We start from the raw sequence: 21085 nt of genomic DNA, 5'->3' as shown, positions 1-21085 counted from the left end.
GGCACCCGGGACGGGATCCTTGACCCGGGTCAGCCGCCGCTCAAACGCGGCCCATCAATCCACTGCCTTCTGTGAAGAGCCCCTATGTGTTTGGCGGGTGTGGGTCTGGTAGGTGCTGTTGCCGCCCGAGAGGTTCATCACCTCAGTGAAGCCGAGGGCGAGCAGGACGTTCTGGGCGGCGTTCCCGGTGACGCCCTTGTTGCAGTACGTGACCGTCGGCAGCTGTGGGTCAAGTTCCCCGACGCGCCGTCGCATGTCTGCCAGCGGGATGTTCACCGCCCCAGGCAGGTGGCTCTTGGCATGGTCCTTCGCGGCGCGCACGTCGACGATCTGGATCTGCTCGCCGTTGCCCAGCCGCGCGTCGAGGTCGGTGGGGGTGATCAATGGCGCCCGTCCGCGGACGGCGGTCTCGAGTGCCATGCCGGTGTAGTGGACCGGGTCCTTGGTGGTGGCGAACGGCGGTGAGTAGGCGAGGTCGAGGTGGAACAGGTCGGCGACGGTTGCGCCTAAGGTGATCGCGGTGGCGAGCACGTCGATGCGCTTGTCCACCCCCTCCGGTCCGACGGCCTGGGCGCCCAGGAGTCGGCCGGTGGCGCGGTCGGCCACGGCCTTGATGGTGAGTTCCTTGCCGCCCAGGTAGGTGGCGTGGGCCGGTTTGGTGTTGTGCAGGACGACCGGGTCGAATCCCTCGGCGCGGGCTTGGGTCTCGGTGAGCCCGGTGTGGCCGACGGCCAGTCCGAACGCCCGCACGATGCCGGTGCCCAGGATCCCGCGATGCTCCAGGGTGGTGCCTCCGGTGATCGCGTCGCCGGCGATGCGCCCCATCTTGTTGGCTGTCGATCCCAGCGGCCGCCACAAGGGCCGGCCGGTGATCAGCGAGTAGCTTTCGGCACAGTCACCGACCGCGTAGGCGCCGTCGACGTTGGTGCGCATGGACGAGTCGACGGCGATCGCGCCGGTCTCGCCGATGGTCACCCCGAGGTCGCGCGCGAGGTCGGTGTTGGGCCGCACTCCGACGGCGAGGATCACCAGCTGTGCCGGAACGAGTTCGCCGGTGTCGAGCCGCGCGCCCGCAACCTTGGTGTCTCCGTCGAGTCCGGTCATCGTCGTGTTGAGCCGCACGGTCACGCCGTGGCGCTCGAGTTCCTCCTGGACGCGGAACGCCATGTCCGCGTCGAGGGCCGGCATGACCTGTGGGAGGCGCTCGACCAGGGTGACGCTGATCCCGCTCGCGACCAGCTGTTCGGCGACTTCCAGGCCGATGAACCCGGATCCGACGACCACGGCCTGCGTGGGTGAGGAGTCGTCGATCCAGCCCTTGATCGCCTCGGCGTCGCGGACGCTGCGCAGCGCGAAGACGCCCGGCAGGTCGACGCCGGGCACCGGCGGGATGATGCTGGTGGCGCCCGTGGCGAGCACGAGGCTGTCGTAGCGGTCCGTGGTCACCTCGCCGGAGGACAGGTCGCGAACCTTCAGGGTGCGGCCGGCCGGGTCGGCGCTGATCACCTCGTGGCCGGTGCGGATGTCGATGTTGTAGCGCTTGGCGAACCAGGCCGCGTCGCGGGGGTGGAGTTCGTCGGCGTCGGGCACGGTCCCGCCGATGTAGTACGGCAGGCCGCACCCAGAGTAGGAGATGTCCCGGTCCCGCTCGTAGATCACGATCTCCATCTCCTCGTCGTTGCGCCGGGCCTTGGCGCCCACCGACGTGCCGGCAGCGACCGCCCCGACGATCACGAGCCGCTGCGAACGAGGCGACGCTGGCATGGGCATGTCGGACACGGGAACCTCCTGGGTTCATGCCCCGCTGGTGCGGGACGTCGTCGGGTCGAAGTCGAGGGTTGAGACCGGATGGGCCTACCTTGACTCCCATAATAGCTCAGCTACCATTGAGGCAATATCTGTCGAGGTAATCAATCGCAGGGAGGGCTCATGGCACTGGTGGACGTGACCGCAAGGTCGCGCGCGTACGCCGCGCTGGGAGATCCGTCGCGGCTCGCGATCATCGACCTGCTCGCGCACGCCGACCTCGCCTCCGGCGAGCTCGCCGCCCAGCTGGACCTGCCGACCAACCTGATTGCCCACCACCTCGCCGTCCTCGAACAGGCAGGCCTCGTCACGCGGCACCGCTCCGAGGGGGACGGGCGGCGCAGCTACGTGCAGCGCACCCCGGCCTGCGACCGGTTGCTCGGCGCCGCCCCGCTGCCTCGTCCGGCCCGGGTCGCCTTCGTGTGCAGCCAGAACTCCGCCCGGTCACAGCTGGCGGAGTCCTACTGGCGCTCGATCAGCGACATCCCCGCCGTCTCGGCAGGAACCCGCCCCGCCCGACGCGTGCACCCCGGCGCGGTCTCGGTCGCGCGCCGCCACGGTCTCGACCTCACCCATGCAAGACCCAAACTCGCCCGGGACGTCCTCACCGGCGACGAACTGCTTATCGCGGTGTGTGACCGCGCCTACGAAGACGTGGACGGGCCGCTGCTCCACTGGTCGGTTCCCGACCCGGCAGGCAAAGAGGACCCCGATGCCTTCGACGCCGCCTTCGACGACATCACCCATCGCATCGACCGCCTCGCATCAAGCATCGAAGGAGAGCCACGATGATCATCCACCCCGCCCAGGAACGCAGCTGGGAGAGCCTGCGCCCCGACGACAGACTCGTGCTCAAGCAGGCCGCAGCCAACCTTGCGCAGGAGTTCTCCGGCGTCTACGGCCCCGAGACCATCGAGCGGTTCCTGGGCAGTTCCTTCGACCAGTTCGCCGGCCGCGCGACCGTCACCAAGTTCCTGCCCCTCCTCGCCGAACGCTTCGCCAGGCAGCGCCTCCACGCGCTCGCCCGCGTCGAGGGACTCCACGATGACGGCAAACCCGTGGTGCTCTTCCTCTGCACCCACAACGCCGGACGATCCCAGATGGCGCTCGGCTTCTTCCAGGCGCTCGCCGGCGACAACGCCGTCGCGTGGTCCGGCGGCTCCGAGCCCGGGCTCGAGGTCAACCCCGTGGCGATCCAGGCGATGGCCGAACGCGGCATCGACATCGCCCACGAGTTCCCCAAACCCTGGACGGACGAGACCGTCCGCGCCGCCGACGTCGTCATCACCATGGGCTGCGGCGACGCGTGCCCCGTCTTCCCCGGCAAGCGCTACGAGAGCTGGGAACTCGACGACCCCCACGGCCAGGACCTCGACGCCGTCCGACCCATCCGCGACGACGTCGAACGACGCGTCCGCAGCCTTCTGACATCGCTCAACCTGTGACGGCGAGGGTGCGGGGGCGGGGCGCACACTTGAGGGATGCCAGCCGCTGACGACATCGTGTCCGAGCTTGAACGGGTCCGTGACGACTACTCCCGCCTCATCGCGGCCGCCACCCCCGAGGAACTGCTGGCGCCCACGCGGGGGACCCGCTGGACCAACCGCGAACTCCTGTTCCACATGTGGTTCGGTCAGCACCTCGCGCGGGTGTTCATCCCGCTGTTCGGTGGGTTCGGACGGCTCCCACGCGGGGCCTCGATCGGCTACGCGCGTGTCCTGACAGCGGGCACGCGTCCCTACAACTGGATCAACTGGGCTGGGCCAGTCGCCGGCGTCCGCGTCGTCGGGCTACGTCGCGCCGAGCGCTGGATGAGCCTCGACACCGACTGGCTCGATGACCATCACCGCGACCAGCTGACACTCGCCGGCCGGACGTAGGACCAGGGCACGGGGGCGTAGCCGTCGCGGGGCAAGGGCCGCCCTCCATGAGCGTCGCTGACATCGGTTACATGGGCCCGAGCTGCCTGGATCTGCTGCCGCAGGGACCTGCCTCGGATCGGTCGGCACGCACTCTGTGGGTCAACTGTCCACCGGCAGCAGTAGGCGGCCGTATGAGATCGCCACTGTTGTCTGGCTGAACGGGGAGGCGGATGCGGAACGGTGCGGGAAACCAGGCGATGCGCTCGACCGCGACCTTGCCCAAGGCGGCGACCGTCGCTCACGAAGCCGGCAAGATCCTGCCCCTGCACCCCCAGGCTCGGAGGACGCCCCTGGCGGCGTCCGACGCAGGAGGCGACGCCACAACTGCTCCCGCGTTCGGCGTCCCGTGCAACGACCTGCTCGCAGGGCCGGGGACGAACCAAGCGCATCTGGCCAGCGATCCGGGATGCCGGCCGCCTATGCTGAAGTGCAGCAGAACTATTCCCCACGTATTCCTCACGGCAAGGTGACGGCATGGCTGAGTCCTATCAAAATACCTTGTCAGGGGGTCATTATCGGCAGATAGAAGAGAGCTTCAACTCCTCTCTCGCGCACAAAAGTGCCTCTGACTAGGGCAAATGCGGTGAATCGGCGGGAGGTGAAAACCTCTCGCCGATTCTCTGTTTCTGGGGTTGGGTTCTGTTGTGGCAAGCGGCGATGCCGGGGTGGAGTGGTCCGGGGGACTGTCGGGGAAGGAGTCTCGTGCCGGGTTGGTGGGGCTGATTCCCCGCGGGTTCCCCATGGGGAATCAGGGCTTCCGGAGGCTGTGGAGGGATCGCCAGCGGGCCGTCTCTGGGTTTGTGTGTCCGCTGACGATCAGCTCGCCCTGAACGGTGTCGATGGTGCGGTAGCGGCGCAGGGTCTTGGCCGGCTGCTGGATGCTGATCCCGGTCGCGGGGTTGGGTCCAGCGGAGGTCAGTTGACTGACACGGATGCGCGAATCAAGTCTTGGACCCGGATGACTGGTGTGACAGTCATGTGACAGCTAGACTAGTCATATGAGATTTGAGGCTGCGTTCGGGGGCTTGATCACGGGTGCGAGCGGGGCGGTGTTGGCCGTGTTGCTGCGTACGGCTGTTCCGCTGACCGGGCGGCAGGTGCATGGGCTGGTCCGCGATCAGTGCAGCCTGTGGTCGGTTCAGCAGGCGCTGGCCTCCCTCGCCGATCTCGGTGTGGTGGAGAGCCGTGCCGTGGGTCGCGCAATGGTTCACACGATCAACGAGGACCACTACGCCATCCAGCCTTTGCGCGTCCTGCTCGATCCGATTGCGGCGCTGCGGGAGGCGGTCCGGGCTGTGGTCGGGTCGAGTGTCGATGCGGTGGTTCTGTTCGGGTCGGTGGCACGGGGGGAGGCATCAGCCGAGAGCGATGTCGACCTGGCCGTCGTTGCACCCTCGGACTGGCAGGGTCGGACGGAACTGGAAGACGCGGTCCGCGCTCGGCTGGGCAACGACTGTGATGTGTTGGTGTTCACTCCGGAGGAGTTCGGGCGGCTCGCGGGCAGCGGCGAGGAGCCGGTCGTCGCCCAGATCGTCGCTGACGGGGTGGCTCTGCTCGGGTCGCTCCCGCAGGCGACGGTTGGGGTGGCGTGATGGCGACGCTCGAACACCGCAATCACGCACGAAGCTTCCTGAGGAAGGCCGAGGAGTACTTGGCCTCCGCGGAGGCGAATCTGAGTGCAGAGCGATACACCGTTGCTGCAGGGGATGCCATCCATGCGGGCATCTGCGCCAAGGACGCCATCGTCACTCAGCTCACCGGTGCGACGGTGAAGGGCAAGGACCACGCGCTTGCCGCGAAGGAGCTTCGTCGGGCACTGGGGCAGCGACCGGACGCGGCCGGTGCCGAGAAGGGGCTCCGCGAACTGGTGTCGAACAAGGCTGACGTTGAGTACGGCGTCAGCCTCATGTCTGCTGTGAAGGCTGAGGCGCGGCCTGCGGCAGATCAGTGTGCTCGGCCGGGCTGCTCCGTCTGAGCCGGGAGGATACGCCAGATTCAACCGAACCCCAGACCGGGAATCGACGCTCCGCCCGGTTCGGGCTCTGCAAATTTCTACCTATACAGCGGCATCTGCGCATATCCGCAGATGCCGCTGTATGGGTAGGAAGCTGCAGACCCTTCGTCGTCCGGCTCCATCCGACGCTCGGCATGAGAGTGTAGTGACGACCATCGGCGACCCAGGCCTCCCGAACTCGCATGACCTGCCGGCCGTGTCCATCGCCGCGCAACCTTGTAGTCGGAGGATGTAGCGTCGCCGGTCTTCGCTCGCGCGCGGCTCCATACAAGCGTCCTGGGGCTGGCTTACGTGGAGTCTGTAGTTGGGGCGGGCGACGGCGCAGCAGTCGGGAAGCAGGGTTTGCGGCACGCAAGCGAGTTTTCAGTCCCATGCCCTCGGCGCTGAGGACCGCTCACCGCCTGTCCGCTTCTGGGTGTTGACGCTGGCGCTCTCAGCAGCCCGCCGATCAGGCCTGCTGTGTGTGCTCGGCTGCTCGTCAAGTGGCCTGGAAGCCTGTCATCCGGATCAGCCGCGCCGGGACGCCCGCGACGATCGCGTCAGCCGGCACGTCGCGGGTGACGACGGCGCCCGCTCCCACGATCGCGCCGTCGCCGATGGTGACCCCCGGCACGACGGTGACGCCCGCCCCCAGCCAGACCTTCCTCCCGATCATCACGGCGGCCGGTGTCATGTCCCCGCGACGGTCCGGATCGACCTCGTGGTTGAGCGTGGTGAGCGTGCATCCGTGACCGATGAGGGTGTCGTCGCCGATCGCGATGCCGCCGGTGTCCTGGAAGCGGCAGCCCATGTTGATGAAGACCCGCCGACCCAGAACGAGGTTGCGGCCGAACTCGCTGTAGAACGGCGGGAAGACGGTGGTCGACTCGTCGATCTGACGCCCGGTGAGCCGGCTCAGCAGGCTGCGGACCTCGTCGGGCGGGCGGTACGAAGAGTTCAGTTCGGCTGTGATGCGCAGCGCCTCCTGTGAGGCACCGTGCATGAACGCGTGGTAGTCCGAGCCGCTCGCGATGGTTGCTCCGGTCGCGACGTAGGTCAGGAAGTCCTCCAGTTGCATGGCGTTCACGCTACGTCCACCACTGCCGTCACGGGGCCGTCCGTCGCCGATTTCCGCTCCGCCCCGTCGCCGTCCAGGTGGCCCAGGAGCACAATGCCTATAAGGGGGCCGGACCTCCGTAGTAGAGGGCCAGGGGTCCTGGCCGGGCGCGAGTACCCCACGTGCCCGGGAGTCGGATCGCCTCCCCCCCGGCTGGCCCTCCACCGAGCGCGGACCAGGCAGGGGTCCGGTCTTCTCATGACAGTGTCACCACGTCGTCTGCCAGGGCGACGCGTCAGAGGGTGGACGCGTCGATGACGAAGCGGTAGCGCACGTCGGAGCTCAGGACGCGCTCGTAGGCCTCGTTCACCTGGTCGGCGGCGATGATCTCGACGTCCGCACCGATGCCGTGGTCCGCACAGAAGTCGAGCATCTCCTGGGTGAGGGCGAGGCCGCCGATCATGGATCCGGCGAAGCTCCGCCGCGCGCCGATGAGGGAGAACACGTTGACGCTCAGCGGCTCCGCCGGGGCTCCGACGTTGACCAGTGTCCCGTCGACGGCGAGGAGCCCGAGGTAGGCGTCGAGGTCGATCGCGGCGCTGACGGTGTTGATGATGAGATCGAACCGCCCGGCCAGCTCGCCGAAGGTCGACGGGTCGGAGGTCGCATGGAAGTGGTCGGCGCCGAGGCGGCGGGCGTCGTCGTGCTTCCTCATCGTCTGCGAGAGCACGGTGACGTCGGCCCCCATGGCGTGCGCCAGCTTGACGGCCATGTGGCCGAGGCCACCGAGTCCGACGACGGCCACCTTCCGCCCGGGCCCCGCGCCCCAGCGGCGCAGCGGCGCGTAGGTCGTGATGCCGGCGCACAGAAGCGGCGCCGCGGCGGCGGGGTCCAGGCCCGCGGGAACGCGTAGGGCGAAGTCGGCGTCGACGACCACATGGGTGGAGTAGCCGCCCTGGGTGGTGGTGCCGTCACTGTCGGTTGCCGCGTAGGTCCCGACCATCCCGGCCAGGCAGTACTGCTCGTCGCTGCGGAGACAGTTGACGCATTCGCGGCACGAGTTGACCATGCACCCGACACCGACCCGGTCTCCCACCTGGTGTCCGGTGACATCGGTCCCCACCTCGGTGACGATGCCGACGATCTCGTGGCCCGGGACGACGGGGAAGGGCTGGGGTCCCCAGTCGCCGTTGACGGTGTGGATGTCGGAGTGGCAGATGCCGGCGTACTCGATGCGGATGAGGACGTCGTTGGGTCCGACCGCTCGGCGTTCGATGGTGAGGGGTGCGAGGGGGAGACCGGCGGCAGGGGCCGCGTAGGCGTTGACGAGCATAGGTGGAGTTCCTTCTGGTTGTCCGAGGGCAGGCTTGCGCCGCCCCGGGATGGTGGTGGGCCAAGAGAGGGCGCCTGTCGGCGCGAGGGGGGTCTAGGGCTTGCTAGAGCGCTTGAGTTCGTCGGCGAGCGCCCGGGCTTCGGCCGAGATGGCATCGGCACGGGTCGCGTCGCCGTCCTCGACGGCGCGCCAATAGTCGATCTTCAGCGCGACGTACCGCTGCCGCACGGCCAGGAGTTCGGCCTCGACCTCGAGCCGACGCTGCTGCCCGGTGAGCAGCGCGATCTGGTCGGCCGCCGCGTCCGGGCCGAGCCGGTTGTTGGCGACGTAGGCGCGCATGTCCGCGACGGACATCCCGGTCGCGGCGAGGCAGGCCACGCCCATGAGCTGGTCGAGGTCCGTCTCGTCGTAGACGCGGTGTCCGCTGCTCATGCCACGGGCGACGGGGGAGATCACGCCGATCGACTCGTAGTAGCGCAGCGTGCTGGCCGGCAGCCCGGTCAGGGCCGCCGCCTCTTTGATGGTGTACTGCTGCTGGAGGGCTGGTGCGCTCATGTCAACGACCCTAAGAACTTCAAGTACTTGAAGTCAAAGCCCGTGACGGCAGAGTCCGGGGCCGAACCGCGGGCCTCAGGCGCGCCGCACGTTGACGCGCCGTCCGACGGCGACGACACTGTGCCCTCGTGAAGCACAATCGTCTAGCGCCCACCCTGGTGTTGTGGCTGTTCCCTGTCGTGGCCGTGGCCCTACTCGTGGGGGTGGTGCTCGGCATCGTCGCCGTCGGCGCGCAGCTCTTCGACGGGGTAGCGGTGCGGGTGCTGATCCAGTGGGTCGCGCTGCCTCTCGCCGTCGCCATCGGGTTCGGGGCGTGGGCGGCCCTGCGCCACCAGGCCGAACCGGCCGAAGGCATCGAGGTCATCCCCGCCGAACACCCGGCTCTGTGGGCCGAGGTGAATCGGCTGGCGGTCGAGGCCCAGACCGAGCCGCCGGCGCGCATCGTGATCGTCCCCGAGGTGAACGCCGGCGTCGCTGAGGTCGGTGGACACCGCGAGCTTGAGATCGGCTTACCGCTGCTGGCCACGTTCACCGTCGGGCAGCTGCGCTCAGTGCTCGCCCACGAGCTCGGCCACTTCGCCGGCGGGGACACCGCCGACGCGGCCCGCGACCTGCGCCGTCTCGCGTTCATGGAGCAGGTGCGCGCTCGCGCAGGTGTCCTGTGGCGATGGTTCTTCACCGCATACGCAGGGCTCTACGCGCTGGCCGCCGGACCGTCCTCGCGGGCCGCCGAACTGCGCGCCGACGACCTCTCGGTGCGGGCCGCCGGCCCCGGGGCCGCTGCGGAGTCGTTCCGCGCCCTGGTTGCGGCAGAACTGGCGTGGGAGCAGACGCTCGACAACTACGTCCCGCTGTTCGAGCTTGCTGGACGCCGTGCGCCGCTGGGTGAGGCCGTCCGGAGGGTCATCGACGCCAACAGGACGGAGATCGACGATGCGGTCGAGACCATCATTGCCGAGCAGCGGCCGAGTGCCACCGACAGCCATCCGCCACTGCGCGAGCGCATCGCGCGTCTCGAAGCATCTGCCGTCACTGGCGCATCGGCCACCACCGGCGCAGATGCAGGCCGCCCCGCCACTGACCTGCTCTCCGGTGGTTCGGCCTGGCTGGACTCCGCGGAGGGCCGACTGCTGGCCCAGGACCGTCCTCTCGGATCGTGGGACGAGGTGATCACCGCAGGGATCCGCAACGGCGCGGGCGCCGGCGCTGACGAGTTCGGGGCCTCGCTGCGCTCGCTGAAGCTGGGCGACGGGGGCTTGGACAACGTGCTGCGCCTCATCGACGATCCTGCCGACGGTGGCATCGTGCGGCGCGTGGGGGGCGCAGACCCGGACGCCCGCGAGGCCACGATCGCTTCGGTGTGGAATCCTGTCGTCAGCGCCCTGCTGGCGGTCGGGGCCGCCCGGGTTCAGCCCTCGTGGAGCGGCCCGGCCGAAGTCGTCGCCCTCGACGGCTCCAGCCTCGAGCTCGACGAGCGGATCGGAGCCGCGATCGACGATGGGGACAGTGCGGCGCTGCGGGGTTGGCTCGCCGAGCTCGGCGTCGACGTGATGAGCGCGCGCACGGAGTCCGGCGGTGGGGTGGAGCGGTGGCTGTCCGCGGCGAGCCACATGACCGGCCCGTGGGACGGCCGACGCGACGTCCATCTCTGGACCACCGGAGTCCTGGCGCTCCCTCAGCTCGACAAGGCGACCGTGAAGGAGGACAAGGACCGGTTCTCCGAGAAGCACCAGCATCCGCGTCTATACCAGGCCGCCGCCGAGGGTCTCAGGGCCGGACGATCGTTGCCCGGGTCGCTGTGGTGGGACGCGGCGCGCATCTCCGGCGGTGACGTGACGGGCCGGCTCAAGATGAGGCTCCGCTTCGACCTGGATGACGGGACTGCACTGCAGGTGGCCGCCACCCTGGAGACCGCGACGGTGGAGTCGCCGGAGGACGTGGGCGCCGCAGTCCAGTACCTGACTGCCCCCAAGGGCTGAGAAGCACCGGCGAGCGACGCTGGGGCGGCGCGGGCAGCCCTTGATCCTGGGGGATCACTCCGCGCGTCCGGGGTGGTGTCGTGAGGTCACCGCTGCCCAGGGGCTGAGTTCCGGGCCCCCGCAGACGCCACTGGGGTGCCCCAGCAGAGCCTCCCGGCGCCGACGGGGGCGCAATATCGTGGCCGGTAGACGACCGTGCAGTTGCGTGTGGGCTCACCCCCGCGGACAGGGCGGTCCGACCCTGGCTCCACCCGCCCGACACCGCACGCCGGGCCGACCCGAAGTGAGGACACCGTGGACTTCCCCGAGCTGACCGAAGCGTTCGCCGCCCCGTCGATCGACTACCGCCCCGAGGTGCGGTGGTGGCTCGCGGAAGGGCTGCACACGGACCAGACACTCAGGGCCGAGATCGAGTCGGCCCATCGGCTCGGCTTCGGTGGCATGGAGTTCCTGGCCATGGACGAGGCGGGCGTGGACCATTCGCGGTACGGCTGGGGCTCGGAGGAGTGGGTGCACGACTCGCAGGTGGTGGTGGAGGAGACCACGAAGCGCGGCATGGCCGTCAGCTTCATCTCGGGGACCAACTGGGCCAACGCGAACCTGCCGACCATCACCCCGGAGAGCCCCGCGGCGGCCAAGGAGCTGAACGTCACGATCGAACGGCTCGACGGCGGAGCGCGGCGCGCCGGTGCCGTGCGCCCCGTCGACCTCGAGGCGTACAGCCCGTCCGTCCTCGGCCACCGCGGGCTGGTCTCCGAACAGTCGCTGGTGGCGGTGGTCGCCGCCCGGGCGACTGGCGCGACCGAGCTGGGCGCGACGCTGGACGTTGATTCGGTGGTGGACCTGACCGGCGACGTCGTGGACGGAGAGCTGGAGTGGACCGCACCTGAGGGTGAGTGGCGGCTGTTCGCCTACTGGACCCACGGCACGGGGCAGACCGCCTCGCCCTCGGCGAGCGTCAACTACACCGTCAACTACCTCGACCCCGACGGCGCGGAAGCCGTCATCGACTATTGGGACCAGGTGGTGCTCACCCCGGAGTTGCGGGCGCAGATCGCGGCCAACCCCCGGGTGCAGATGTACATGGACTCCATGGAGCTGTCGACCTACGGCGCCGGCGGACTGTTCTGGGGCCGGACGGTCGCGGCGGAGTTCCGCGCCAGGCGCGGGTACGACATCACGGGCTGGCTGCCCTTCCTCACCCGCGACGTCGCGCTGATGGCCGCGCAGACCGTTTTACCACAACGAGCCCGACGCCGGGCACGCAGCGCAGGTCGAGAAGGTGCGGTTCGACTACGTCCGCACGCTCACCGACCTCTACATCGAGAACATGCTGAGGCCGTTCGCGGCGTTCCTGCACGCCAACGGGATGGGGTTGAGGGCCGAGATCAGCTACGGGCTTCCGTTCGAACTGACCCGGCCCGGGCCCGAGGTGGACGGCATCGAGACCGAGTCGCTGGAGTTCGGGGCCCAGATCGACGCCTACCGGCTGATGGCCGGCCCGGCGCACCTGTTCGGGAAGCAGTACAGCTCCGAGACCGGGGCGACCACCCGCAACTACATGCTCGACCACCGCTTCTACGACCAGATCATCGCCACCCAGCTGGCGGCCGGGATCACCAGGACGGTGCTGCACGGCTGGGCCAGCCCCTCCGGGGCGCCGGGCACCACGCAGTGGCCCGGCCACGAGGGCATGTGGCGGGAGTTCTCCGAACGCTTCGACACCCGCCAGCCGGGCGCTGAGTTCTACCCCCTGTGGACGACGGCGCTGGCCCGCTACCAGTTGGTGCTCCGCCAGGGTCTTCCCCGGATCGACGTGGGCATCCTGCGCACCGACCACTTCACCGACAACGTGTCGGGCATGCGGTTCGTCGACGACGACGGCAACCGGGTGGCCGATGAGGTGGCCTACGGCACCTGGTGGATGCGCAACCGCCAGAACCACTGGTGGGCGGACCTGGGCATGCAGGACGCCGGCTGGACCTACGAGTTCCTCGACGGCGCCCTGCTGCTGCGCGACGACGTCAGCTTCGCCGATGGGCTGGTCCAGCCGTCGGGGCCCGGCTACCAGGCGCTGATCGTCTACCAGGACGGCCTCGACCCCGACGTCGCCCGCCAGCTGCTCGACTGGGCACGCGCGGGGCTGAAGGTGCTGTTCGTGGACGGCTCGCGCGAGCTGGTGGACCTGCAGTGGCGGCGCAACCGGACCCACGCGTCGGCCGCGTCCCGCACCCAGGGCCTCGACGCGCGTGACGCGGAGCTTGCCGCCACCGTCGCCGAGCTCCTCGAGCAGCCGACGGTGGCGCGGGTCGACGACCCGTCCGGCACTGTCGGCGCGCTGCGGCGCCTCGGCGTCACGGGCCGCGCCGAGTTCAACCGCGAGAACCGCAGCGTGCTCACCCGTCTGCGGGAGGACGGCGACCTCCTCCACCTGTACGCCTACCACTTCCTCTACGACACCGGCGAGCCGGTCGAGGTCGAGATCGCCCTGCCCGGCGTGGGTGCCTGCCACCGCCTCGACCCGTGGACCGGCGAATCGCGTCTCCACGACGGCGTCCGCACCGACGGCGACCGCACGGTCCTGACACTCCGGCTCTCGCCCGGGGAGACGGCCCTGCTCACGCTCGACCGGTCCGCCTCGCCGACGACCTCGGAGCCGGCCGTCCCGGATGTCGTGGCGGAGCTCACCGAGTGGGACGTCACAGTGGAGAGCTGGGATGAGGGCCCGATGCTGCTGGTCACCGAGGACCGGGGCCTCGGCTACGTGAGCGAGGAGGTGCGGCCGACGAGTGCCGTCACCCGGATCGAGGTCGGACCCACGCCCCTGCTGCCCTGGGCGGAGCTCCCCGGCGTCGGGGGTGACGTGTCCGGGGTCGCGGAGTACACCACCACCGTCCGCGTCGACGCCGAGGAGGAGGGGGCGACCTTCGTGCTCGACCTCGGCTCGACCTGCGGCGGGCTGGGCTCGGTGAGCGTCAACGGCGGGGCGGCGGTCGGCTTCGACACCTCCAAGCCCCTCATCCGCACCTCGGAACTGCGGCCAGGCGACAACACCATCACCGTCAGGACCTCCAGCTCGCTGAACAACCGGCTGCTGGCCCGCGGCTACTACGACACCCTGCCCGACGTCCTCGCCAACTCCGAGGGCTGGGCCGAGCCACGCATGCAGACCACCCATGTCCGCGACCACGGGCTCATCGGACCGGTCCTCCTGTTCCGGGCTCCCTCATCCGGGAGCTGACCTCCTCAGCCGCCCGAGGTGTCGCCCAGGGGCTCCTGCTCGAAGTCCGCCATGTCCGCGCTCAGCCGGGTGGCGCCCGTGCCGGGGAGGATCTCGAAGCCCACCTCGAAGTGCACCAGGAGCGATGCCAAGGTGGCCAGCACCCCGACGTCGCCGTCGAGCCGTGCCACCCCGTCGGTGACCAACTGCTGCAGGGTTGTCGCGCCGGTCATTGCCTCCTCGAGGTCGCTGCGGTTCACCGTGATCGTCAGGTCGGGATCGTCGGCGAGGACGCCCTCCAGGTTGGTCAACGTGGAGTCGCTCAACTCCACCGCGAACGTCTCCGAGGTGTCTGGGGTCAGCAGGTTGATGATGAACGACTCGCCGGCGGCCTCAGCGCTGTTGAGCCGGATCCCGAGGAAGTCCAGGAACTGTCCAGTGCTGAGCGCACGGATGACGTCGGGACCTCCGGTCTTCGGGATGCCGCCGCTCGGGATGCCCGAGCGCAGCTCAGGGGCCCCGGCCAGGAAGCTGTTGCGGACGCTCGGGCTCTCCTGCTGATAGCCGAGCTGCTCGAACGCATCGGCCAGCAGCCCCTTGGCCTCGGTGTTGTGCGGCTCCGCGAAGACGAGCTTGTTGAGGACCTCGGTGGCGAGCAGGTAGTCGCCGCCGGTGATGAGGTCGCGGCCTCTCGCCAGGATGGGGCCGGCCCCACCCATCATCTCGACGTACAACGGCGCCGAGTCGCCGGGCGAGAGGGGGATCAGGGTGGTGGGGTTGCCATCCCAGTAGCCCAGGTAGCGGTTGATCACCGCGCGGCTGTTGTGTTCGACCGAGCCGTGGTAGCTCCGGGCCGCCCACTCCTGCTGAAGGGTGTCGGGCACGCGGTAGTGGTTGTGCACCTCATTGATCGTGACCCCCTGGTTGGCCAGGTGGAGGACGCCGTTGTTGAGGTTGGCGTAGGTGTCGCGCTGCGTCCGCATCACCTCCTGGATCCGGTCGTTGCCCCAACGCGGCCACGAGTGGGACGCGAACATGACGTCGGCCTCTCGGCCGAACAGGTAGAGCGCCTTGTTGATCTGGCGCGACCATTCGAGGGCGTCGCGGACCAACGCCCCGCGCAGCGTGTAGATGTTGTGGATGGTGGCGACGATGTTCTCCGCGGCCCAGAACGCCTTGAGGTCTGGGAACCAGGTGTTCATCTCCGCCGGTGCCTCGGTGCCGGGGGTGTTCTGGAACACCATGCGGACGCCGTCGACGGCCAGCTCCTCGATGTCGTCGCGGATGATCACCGTCGGTGCGATCAGACCGACCGAACCGGCGGCGACGGCCTTGCCGATCGCCTGGTCGACATGTCCGAACGGGCTGCGGTCGAGCAGCACCCCGTACTGGTAGAACGCGCGCCGGTTCATGGCGTTGCCCGAGTACACGTTCTCGGCAACCGCGTGGGTCATGAACCCGACGGGGGCGATGATCTGCACTCGGCCGGCCTTCACGTCGGCCTCGTCGACCACGCCGCGGACTCCGCCGAAGTGGTCCACGTGGGAGTGCGAGTAGACCACGGCCACCACGGGGAGCTCACCCAGATGGTCGTTGACCAGGGCAAGCGCGGCTGCGGCGGTCTCACGGTTGGTGAGTGGATCGAAGACGATCCAGCCGCTCTCGGACCTGATGAAGCTGATGTTCGACAGGTCGAAGCCACGCACCTGGTAGATGGCGTCCGGAAGCACCTCGTACAGCCCGTACTCCATGTTGAGGGTGGCCTGCCGCTGCAGCGACGGGTGGATGCTGTCGAGCTGCTCCCCGTCGAGCAGGAAGTCGTAGGCGCCGATGTTCCACGCCACATGGCCCGCGTCGGCCATGATCTGGCGGTACCCGGGCGCGGCGATGAACCCCCTGCGGGCCTCGTCCAGGTCCCGGGTGTCGTGGAAGGGCAACGAGTCCCTCAGCGCGGCCTGGGCTGCGATGGTCGACGCGGACGGGAGTTTTCCCTGTGGATGGAAGTGCTCGGACATGGCCGCTCCTCTTGACGCGTAGAACACTAGCCCGCCGTGGCGCGCCGGGGGCGAATCAGCCGGTGGGACACTGTGGGTCGGCGCTGGAGTCGGCACACCGACCGGGGCTCGAATGGTGGCAGACTCGTCGGTGTCGCGGGGCGTCGCCCCACGCGGATACCGACCGCACCAGCATGACCCGGAGGCGCGATGCATGAGGTCACTGCCGCAGGTCACGAGCCGAGAGTGACTGGAGGCCGGGCGGCGGCGATCACCGTCGTGGCGCTGCACAGCGCGGGGTTCCTTCTGGTGGGCCTCGGGCTGGCGACGGGGGCGGCGGGCCTCGCGGCGTCTGCCGTCGTGGCCTACGCGCTCGGCCTCCGCCATGCGCTGGACGCGGACCACATCGCCATGATCGACAACTCGACCCGCAAGTTCGTCGCCGAGGGGCGCCGCTCGGCCGCCGTGGGGTTCGCGTTCTCGGCGGGCCATTCGACGGTGGTGATAGCCGCCGCTGCGATGGCCATCCTCGGCTGGGGGTGGATCGGCTCCGCCATCGACGAGGGCTCGGCCACCCGCCACTGGCTGAGCCTCATCGGCGCGACCGTCGCGGCGACCTATCTCGTCGCCGTCGCCCTGTCCAACATCCCGGTGCTGGCGCGCGCGTGGCAGGACCTCCGTGGATCGGGGGAGGCTGCGCCAGGAGTGTCGGGTGGCCTGTCGCGGGTGCTGTCCGCGCCACTTGCCCGGGTCCGCGAGCCCCGGCACGTCTACGCGTTCGGGCTCCTGTTCGGACTGGGCTTCGACACCGCCTCCGCGGTCGCCGTGCTCGTCCTGGCGGCGGGCCTCCCCATCGGGACCCCTCCGCTGGTCCTGATGTCCCTGCCGCTGCTGTTCGCGGCGGCGATGACGATGGGTGACTCGCTCAACGGCTACCTCATGCTGCGGATGTACTCGACGGCCCAGCAGAGGACCCGCGCGCGCTACAACGTGGTGATCACGGCTGTGTCCATCGCCGCCGCCCTCGTCGTGTCAGTGCTGACCTTCGCGCGCCTGGCCGCTGACCTGGGCGCGCGCTGGCCGGGCCTCATGCTGGTGGCGGGGCTGGACACCGAGTGGGCCGGCCTCGGGCTGCTCGTGTTCTTCGCCCTCGTCGGGGGCGCCGCCGCGTTGGCCGCGCGGTTGCGGTCTCTCGGCCCCGCGCCCGGCGCCTGACCCGTCGGCATTCCTGGGCGCTGCGGCGGGTCCGCACAGAGAGTTCGCCGGCGGATCACCACCGCCAGAAGGGGCGGGTGCAGCGGACTCCGTACGATCGGGGGAGCGGAGAAGAGGAGGACGGATCATGATCGTTGCCACCCCGGTGACACAGGACGGCCGGTCGGCACAGGCATGGGGAAAGGCCCACTGGGTCGGTGTGGCCGACGTCAGGGAGGGCGCCGTCGCGCACTGGTCGATCCACGAGGTGGCCTGGGACGAGTCCCACGACGCGGGGACGCACGGGTCGCATCATGCCCGCGTCGTGAGGTTCCTCAAGGACCAGGTCGTGGAGGCCGTGGTCGTCGACCACATGGGGGAGGGCATGGCCCGCATGATGCGAACGATGGGCATCCCTGTCCTGCCGGCGTCGCCCGGGGATGCGCGGGAGTCGGTCCTGGCGGCGATCACCGGGGCCAAGCTGCCCACTGTTGGCTGACGTGAACGGACTCTGGCTCTGCACCGCGATGGCCGCTTGCGGCCCTGGGGCCAAGTCGACAGGTGTGCCGCCTAAGCGGTGATCGGTGTGGCATCCCCGTCGTCGGGACGTGCCACGGCCGCCCGGGCCAACCCGTCGAGGAGCAGGTCCAGGGTGAACTCGAACTCCTTCTGGCTGTCGCACCAGCCGAGCGGGTCCTCGTCGTTGTCGTGCACCTCTGACGCGACCATGGCGGTGAGGTGGGGGAGGGAGGCGGCCATCGCGGCGAAATCCGCCTCGGCGGCCTCCTCGTCCATGCTCCCGCCCTCCGTGTCTGGGCTGAAGAGCTCCTGGGTGAAGCCCAGGACCATCGTGCCGAGGGCGTGGATGGCCCGATGGCCGAGGTGGTAGCTGACGCCGCCGCGAAGCATGGTCGCGAGGATCTCCTCGTAGTAGGGGTACAGGCCCGCAGGAATGCTGGAGCGTGAGCCGAGCAGGCCCGGGCCCCATCGGTGGCACACCATCACCTCGCGAGCCGCGAGGCAGCGCCGACGGAGGGCGTTCGGCCAGTCGTCGGCGGCCTGCGCATGCGCCGCGACGGCCGCTGTGACCTCGACGATCAGCGCCTCGGCGAGACCGTCGAGGAGCGGTTCCTTGCCCGGAACGTGGTGGTACAGGGACATCGCCTCCACCCCGAGATGGGAGGCGAGGCGGCGCATGGTGAGGGCAGACAGCCCTTCGGCGTCGACGAGGTCCATGGCGGCAGACAGAACGCGGTCGCGGCTGAGCGGCATCCGCACGGCGGCTGTGGTCACTGATTCCTCCAACCCTCTTGCGCAACCTTACACTGTATGAGAATCTTACAACGTAAGGCGGATGGAAGGAGAACCTCATGAACGTCACCGCCCCCACCACCATCAACCCGACCACCACCAACCCCAGCGGCCGCGAACCGGCTTCTCCCGGGTCGCAGCGCACCGCCCGCATCACCGGGCTGTTGTACCTGGGGCTCGCCGTCACGGGGATGCTCGGCTACCTGCTGATCCGCACCCAGCTCTTCGTCGCCGACGATCCCTCTGCCACCCTGGCCAACCTCACAGGCCAGGCGGCCCTGGCGCGGTGGGGCGTGGTTGTCGAGATGGGCGTCGTGATCACCCAGGCGCTCGTCGCGCTGTGGTTCTATCGCCTCTTCAGGGAGGTCAACGCGTTTGCGGCCGGCTCGATCGCGGCATTCGGCCTGGTCAACTCCGTGGCGATACTCGCCAGCGCAGCCATGCTCGCCACCGCGATGGACGTCAGCCAGCACGACTCGCTGAGCGTGGCCGGAGGCGCCGCAGCCACCGCGCAGCTGCTCTACGTGCTCAGCGGTCATCTCTGGACCATCGGCGGGATCTTCTTCGGCCTCTGGCTCATCCCCATGGGCTGGCTGGCGAGGTGGTCCGGATGGATGCCACGCCTGCTCGGGTGGGTCCTGATGGTGGGCGGCGTCGGTTACGTCGCGAGTGCCCTCCTGAGCTACCTGCTCCCAGGAGTTCCCCTGGACCTGCTCACTGTTCCTGCAACCATCGGTGAGATCTGGATGGTGGGCTACCTCTGCATCGTGGGGGTGCGCAGGGCCGCGGCTACCGGGGCGCCCGTCACCGCGTGACGGAAGAAGACGCCTGCCGGAGGGGCGACCGGCCGAATAGGCCGCGGCGGCGCACTCACGCCCAGGCGAAGATCGGGCCGAACGCGATCCCGACGAAGGCCGCCCATGCCAGGTGCACGGGCAGGTAGCCCGTGTGCCAGCGTTCCAGATGGGCAAAGGGGCGACGTCCGCGCAGGAAGCCGATGAGGATCACCACGGAGCCGACGAGGTTGACCAGCAGGAGCACGTTCAGGCCCAGCGAGGCCACCTTGTTCGGGCTGAACCCGAACGCGCCGATCCGGCTCAGCATCGCCACCAGCACGTAGCCGTCGACGAGGATCGCGCTGCCCAGCAGCACCACCTGGAGCCGTTCGAACCATCCGGGCGGGGCGAGCGGGTCTCGGGCGGACACGGAGTACAGCACGAGCGCGAGCACGACGATGAGCACCAGGTCGAAGACGATGAGCAGCTCGCGGTCGATGGTTCGGGCATCGCCCTGCCAGAGCGCAGTCACCCCGAAGGCCAGCAGCATGACGGCGAACAAGGGTGTGAACACCCTTGTCAGCACGGGTGCCATGTTCTCGATGACCCCCTGCTTGGCACCCACCAGCCACGCCGCCACCAGCACGGCCCCAGCGGCCCCGCACGGCAGGATCCAGGAGAAGAGTGCTGTCTCCGTGTCGACCCCGATGGAGCTGAACACCCCTGCGGTGAGCCCCAGCAGCACGCCTCCACCGAGCCCGATCAGCACGTAGTAGATGAACGACTCGCCCGTGAACCGGACGTAGTCCATCCGCGCCCGCCCGGAGCGCCAGTCGCCGCCCGCGTGTGCCACCCCCAGCACCAGCCAGAGCGCGACGGGGAGGTGGAGGGCGGCCAGGATCTCGGTGGCCGACTGCATGGCCAGCACCTCGGTGTCTGCCTGCGAGCCGAACGGATAGAGGTTGAGGACCAGCGCGGACACCGCCACCGCGACTCCGACGAGGGCGAACAGGCGAGCCTTTGTGCCCGGTCCCACCCCGGCGCGCCACACGAAGAAGCCGGCCAGGAACGGCAGCACGAGGAGGGGGAGGTTCTTGACGAAGACCTCGGGGTTCTCCTCCAGCCCGATGCCGAAGAGCGAAGGGACCTTCACGGCGACCGCCGCCGCGACACCCAGGCCCAGCGCGACGCCGAGCCCCCGTCGCCCCTCCGCGGCCGAATCGGCCGATCCCACGAGCTGCTTCCACAGCCGGTCCGAGTGTTCCTGGGCGTACTCGCGGGAGAGCGCATCCACCTCGCCGAGGCGGCCGACGGCGACGAGGAACGCCTCGTTGCCGGAGAGCCCCACGCCCTGGAGCTCGGCCATCTCGTCGCGCAGGTGCGCCTCGAGTTCGTCGACATCCGCCGTGCTGATCGCGGCCCGGCGCCCAACGAAGCCGCGCCAGGACGCGATGCGCTCCTCAACGCCCGCCCCGATGCCCTCCGGTGTCTGTGGCGTGCTCATGCGAGGGCCCCTCCTGCCGCGAGGTGTCCTGGGTGGGCGGCGGCCTCGGCCCAGATCTGCCGCAGGGCCTCGCTGACGACGCGCCACTGCGCGCTGTGATCGGCGAGCGCCGCACGGCCGTCCGCGGTGAGCCAGTAGTGCTTGCGACGGCGGCCCTCGGCCGAGGTCCGCCACCCCGCCTCGACGTAGCCGAGCCGCTCGAGCCGGTGGAGCAGCGGGTAGAGCATGCCCTCCGTCCAGGCGAGTTCCCCTCCCGATAGCTCGCCCACCCGCTTGAGGATGGCGTAGCCGTACGACTCGCCCTCCGCGAGTATTCCCAACACGAGCGGGGTCGCGGCGGCCGCGACCAGATCCTTGCCTACCCTCACGACGTCCTCCGATGCCTAGGGCTGCAAGGTATCGCAGTGATGCCTAGAGGTGCAAGGGGTCCCTGGTCTCGTC

19 protein-coding genes and 1 pseudogene are annotated in these 21085 nt (G+C 69.4%); 11 read left to right on the top strand and 9 right to left on the bottom strand.

All coding sequences use genetic code 11. The features are described from left to right. Nucleotides 1–54 precede the first annotated feature (54 nt). The gene (locus ACX1D3_RS00370) at nt 55–1770 is read right to left on the bottom strand and encodes an FAD-dependent oxidoreductase (RefSeq protein ID WP_458996464.1); all 1716 of its coding nucleotides are present in this window, start codon (nt 1768–1770) and stop codon (nt 55–57) included. A 159-nt stretch (nt 1771–1929) separates the two neighbouring features. Between ACX1D3_RS00370 and ACX1D3_RS00365 the strand changes: the two genes are divergently transcribed. From ACX1D3_RS00365 to ACX1D3_RS00345, 5 genes are all read left to right on the top strand, one after another. Beyond that, nucleotides 1930–2598 carry an arsenate reductase/protein-tyrosine-phosphatase family protein gene (locus ACX1D3_RS00365; protein WP_458995000.1) on the top strand — a complete coding sequence of 223 codons (669 nt, stop codon included), beginning with the start codon at nt 1930–1932 and terminating at the stop codon, nt 2596–2598. Then, the gene (locus ACX1D3_RS00360; protein WP_458994999.1) at nt 2595–3251 is read left to right on the top strand and encodes an arsenate reductase ArsC; all 657 of its coding nucleotides are present in this window, start codon (nt 2595–2597) and stop codon (nt 3249–3251) included. The genes ACX1D3_RS00365 and ACX1D3_RS00360 overlap by 4 nt, the downstream gene beginning before the upstream one ends. A 36-nt stretch (nt 3252–3287) precedes the next feature. Beyond that, nucleotides 3288–3686 carry a DinB family protein gene (locus tag ACX1D3_RS00355; protein WP_458994998.1) on the top strand — a complete coding sequence of 133 codons (399 nt, stop codon included), beginning with the start codon at nt 3288–3290 and terminating at the stop codon, nt 3684–3686. Nucleotides 3687–4726: 1040 nt separating this feature from the next. Beyond that, complete coding sequence (locus ACX1D3_RS00350; RefSeq protein WP_458994997.1) at nt 4727–5320, top strand: nucleotidyltransferase domain-containing protein; 594 nt, start codon at nt 4727–4729, stop codon at nt 5318–5320. Continuing rightward, nucleotides 5320–5703, top strand: a complete 384-nt coding sequence (locus tag ACX1D3_RS00345; protein WP_458994996.1) for a hypothetical protein — start codon at nt 5320–5322, stop codon at nt 5701–5703. Before ACX1D3_RS00350 ends, ACX1D3_RS00345 begins: the two co-directional genes overlap by 1 nt. Before the next feature lie 517 nt (nt 5704–6220). Here ACX1D3_RS00345 and ACX1D3_RS00340 read toward each other — a convergent pair. The 3 genes from ACX1D3_RS00340 to ACX1D3_RS00330 form a co-directional block, all read right to left on the bottom strand. Continuing rightward, on the bottom strand, nt 6221–6799 hold the full coding sequence (locus tag ACX1D3_RS00340) for a DapH/DapD/GlmU-related protein (RefSeq protein WP_458994995.1): 579 nt from the start codon (nt 6797–6799) through the stop codon (nt 6221–6223). A gap of 274 nt (nt 6800–7073) precedes the next feature. Then, complete coding sequence (locus tag ACX1D3_RS00335; RefSeq protein WP_458994994.1) at nt 7074–8111, bottom strand: NAD(P)-dependent alcohol dehydrogenase; 1038 nt, start codon at nt 8109–8111, stop codon at nt 7074–7076. A 93-nt stretch (nt 8112–8204) separates the two neighbouring features. After that, nucleotides 8205–8666: a MerR family transcriptional regulator gene (locus ACX1D3_RS00330; protein WP_458994993.1), complete on the bottom strand. Its 462-nt coding sequence runs from the start codon at nt 8664–8666 to the stop codon at nt 8205–8207. A 128-nt stretch (nt 8667–8794) separates the two neighbouring features. On the opposite strand from ACX1D3_RS00330, the gene ACX1D3_RS00325 reads away from it, so the two are divergent. Then, the gene (locus tag ACX1D3_RS00325) at nt 8795–10645 is read left to right on the top strand and encodes a M48 family metallopeptidase (protein ID WP_458994992.1); all 1851 of its coding nucleotides are present in this window, start codon (nt 8795–8797) and stop codon (nt 10643–10645) included. Nucleotides 10646–10986: 341 nt separating this feature from the next. On the opposite strand, the gene ACX1D3_RS00320 is transcribed toward ACX1D3_RS00325, so the two are convergent. Next, nucleotides 10987–11298, bottom strand: a complete 312-nt coding sequence (locus tag ACX1D3_RS00320) for a hypothetical protein (protein WP_458996580.1) — start codon at nt 11296–11298, stop codon at nt 10987–10989. Here ACX1D3_RS00320 and ACX1D3_RS00315 point away from each other — a divergent pair. Beyond that, nucleotides 11201–11848: pseudogene (locus tag ACX1D3_RS00315) on the top strand (glycosyl hydrolase); the annotation flags it as partial. The gene ACX1D3_RS00320 and the pseudogene ACX1D3_RS00315 overlap by 98 nt on opposite strands. A gap of 79 nt (nt 11849–11927) precedes the next feature. Continuing rightward, nucleotides 11928–13886, top strand: coding sequence for a glycosyl hydrolase family 2 protein (locus ACX1D3_RS00310; protein ID WP_458994991.1), 1959 nt, complete (start codon nt 11928–11930; stop codon nt 13884–13886). A 5-nt stretch (nt 13887–13891) separates the two neighbouring features. Here the strand turns inward: ACX1D3_RS00310 and ACX1D3_RS00305 are convergent, their stop codons facing one another. Further along, on the bottom strand, nt 13892–15880 hold the full coding sequence (locus ACX1D3_RS00305) for an alkyl/aryl-sulfatase (RefSeq protein ID WP_458994990.1): 1989 nt from the start codon (nt 15878–15880) through the stop codon (nt 13892–13894). Nucleotides 15881–16105: 225 nt separating this feature from the next. Between ACX1D3_RS00305 and ACX1D3_RS00300 the strand changes: the two genes are divergently transcribed. Both ACX1D3_RS00300 and ACX1D3_RS00295 read left to right on the top strand, forming a co-directional pair. After that, a complete protein-coding gene (locus tag ACX1D3_RS00300) occupies nt 16106–17074 on the top strand; it encodes a HoxN/HupN/NixA family nickel/cobalt transporter (RefSeq protein ID WP_458994989.1) in 969 nt (322 codons plus the stop codon). A 127-nt stretch (nt 17075–17201) separates the two neighbouring features. After that, nucleotides 17202–17552, top strand: a complete 351-nt coding sequence (locus ACX1D3_RS00295) for a NifB/NifX family molybdenum-iron cluster-binding protein (RefSeq protein ID WP_458994988.1) — start codon at nt 17202–17204, stop codon at nt 17550–17552. 71 nt (nt 17553–17623) lie between these two features. On the opposite strand, the gene ACX1D3_RS00290 is transcribed toward ACX1D3_RS00295, so the two are convergent. Continuing rightward, nucleotides 17624–18346, bottom strand: a complete 723-nt coding sequence (locus ACX1D3_RS00290) for a TetR/AcrR family transcriptional regulator C-terminal domain-containing protein (protein WP_458994987.1) — start codon at nt 18344–18346, stop codon at nt 17624–17626. A 77-nt stretch (nt 18347–18423) separates the two neighbouring features. Here ACX1D3_RS00290 and ACX1D3_RS00285 point away from each other — a divergent pair, with 77 nt between their 5' ends. Then, nucleotides 18424–19179, top strand: coding sequence for a DUF4386 domain-containing protein (locus ACX1D3_RS00285; protein ID WP_458994986.1), 756 nt, complete (start codon nt 18424–18426; stop codon nt 19177–19179). 55 nt (nt 19180–19234) lie between these two features. On the opposite strand, the gene ACX1D3_RS00280 is transcribed toward ACX1D3_RS00285, so the two are convergent. Next, the gene (locus ACX1D3_RS00280; RefSeq protein ID WP_458994985.1) at nt 19235–20644 is read right to left on the bottom strand and encodes a permease prefix domain 1-containing protein; all 1410 of its coding nucleotides are present in this window, start codon (nt 20642–20644) and stop codon (nt 19235–19237) included. Then, complete coding sequence (locus ACX1D3_RS00275) at nt 20641–21012, bottom strand: PadR family transcriptional regulator (protein ID WP_458994984.1); 372 nt, start codon at nt 21010–21012, stop codon at nt 20641–20643. Before ACX1D3_RS00275 ends, ACX1D3_RS00280 begins: the two co-directional genes overlap by 4 nt. Nucleotides 21013–21085 lie beyond the last annotated feature (73 nt).

This window comes from Tessaracoccus yangjingae (genome assembly GCF_054483935.1).
This window is presented reverse-complemented; position numbering and strand designations above follow the sequence as displayed.

Coding starts and splice junctions, on each gene's coding strand:
- ACX1D3_RS00370 (WP_458996464.1), bottom strand. CDS start 1,770: ATGCCCATGCCAGCGTCGCCTCGTTCGCAGCGGCTCGTGATCGTCGGG.
- ACX1D3_RS00365 (WP_458995000.1), top strand. CDS start 1,930: ATGGCACTGGTGGACGTGACCGCAAGGTCGCGCGCGTACGCCGCGCTG.
- ACX1D3_RS00360 (WP_458994999.1), top strand. CDS start 2,595: ATGATCATCCACCCCGCCCAGGAACGCAGCTGGGAGAGCCTGCGCCCC.
- ACX1D3_RS00355 (WP_458994998.1), top strand. CDS start 3,288: ATGCCAGCCGCTGACGACATCGTGTCCGAGCTTGAACGGGTCCGTGAC.
- ACX1D3_RS00350 (WP_458994997.1), top strand. CDS start 4,727: ATGAGATTTGAGGCTGCGTTCGGGGGCTTGATCACGGGTGCGAGCGGG.
- ACX1D3_RS00345 (WP_458994996.1), top strand. CDS start 5,320: ATGGCGACGCTCGAACACCGCAATCACGCACGAAGCTTCCTGAGGAAG.
- ACX1D3_RS00340 (WP_458994995.1), bottom strand. CDS start 6,799: ATGCAACTGGAGGACTTCCTGACCTACGTCGCGACCGGAGCAACCATC.
- ACX1D3_RS00335 (WP_458994994.1), bottom strand. CDS start 8,111: ATGCTCGTCAACGCCTACGCGGCCCCTGCCGCCGGTCTCCCCCTCGCA.
- ACX1D3_RS00330 (WP_458994993.1), bottom strand. CDS start 8,666: ATGAGCGCACCAGCCCTCCAGCAGCAGTACACCATCAAAGAGGCGGCG.
- ACX1D3_RS00305 (WP_458994990.1), bottom strand. CDS start 15,880: ATGTCCGAGCACTTCCATCCACAGGGAAAACTCCCGTCCGCGTCGACC.
- ACX1D3_RS00295 (WP_458994988.1), top strand. CDS start 17,202: ATGATCGTTGCCACCCCGGTGACACAGGACGGCCGGTCGGCACAGGCA.
- ACX1D3_RS00285 (WP_458994986.1), top strand. CDS start 18,424: ATGAACGTCACCGCCCCCACCACCATCAACCCGACCACCACCAACCCC.
- ACX1D3_RS00280 (WP_458994985.1), bottom strand. CDS start 20,644: ATGAGCACGCCACAGACACCGGAGGGCATCGGGGCGGGCGTTGAGGAG.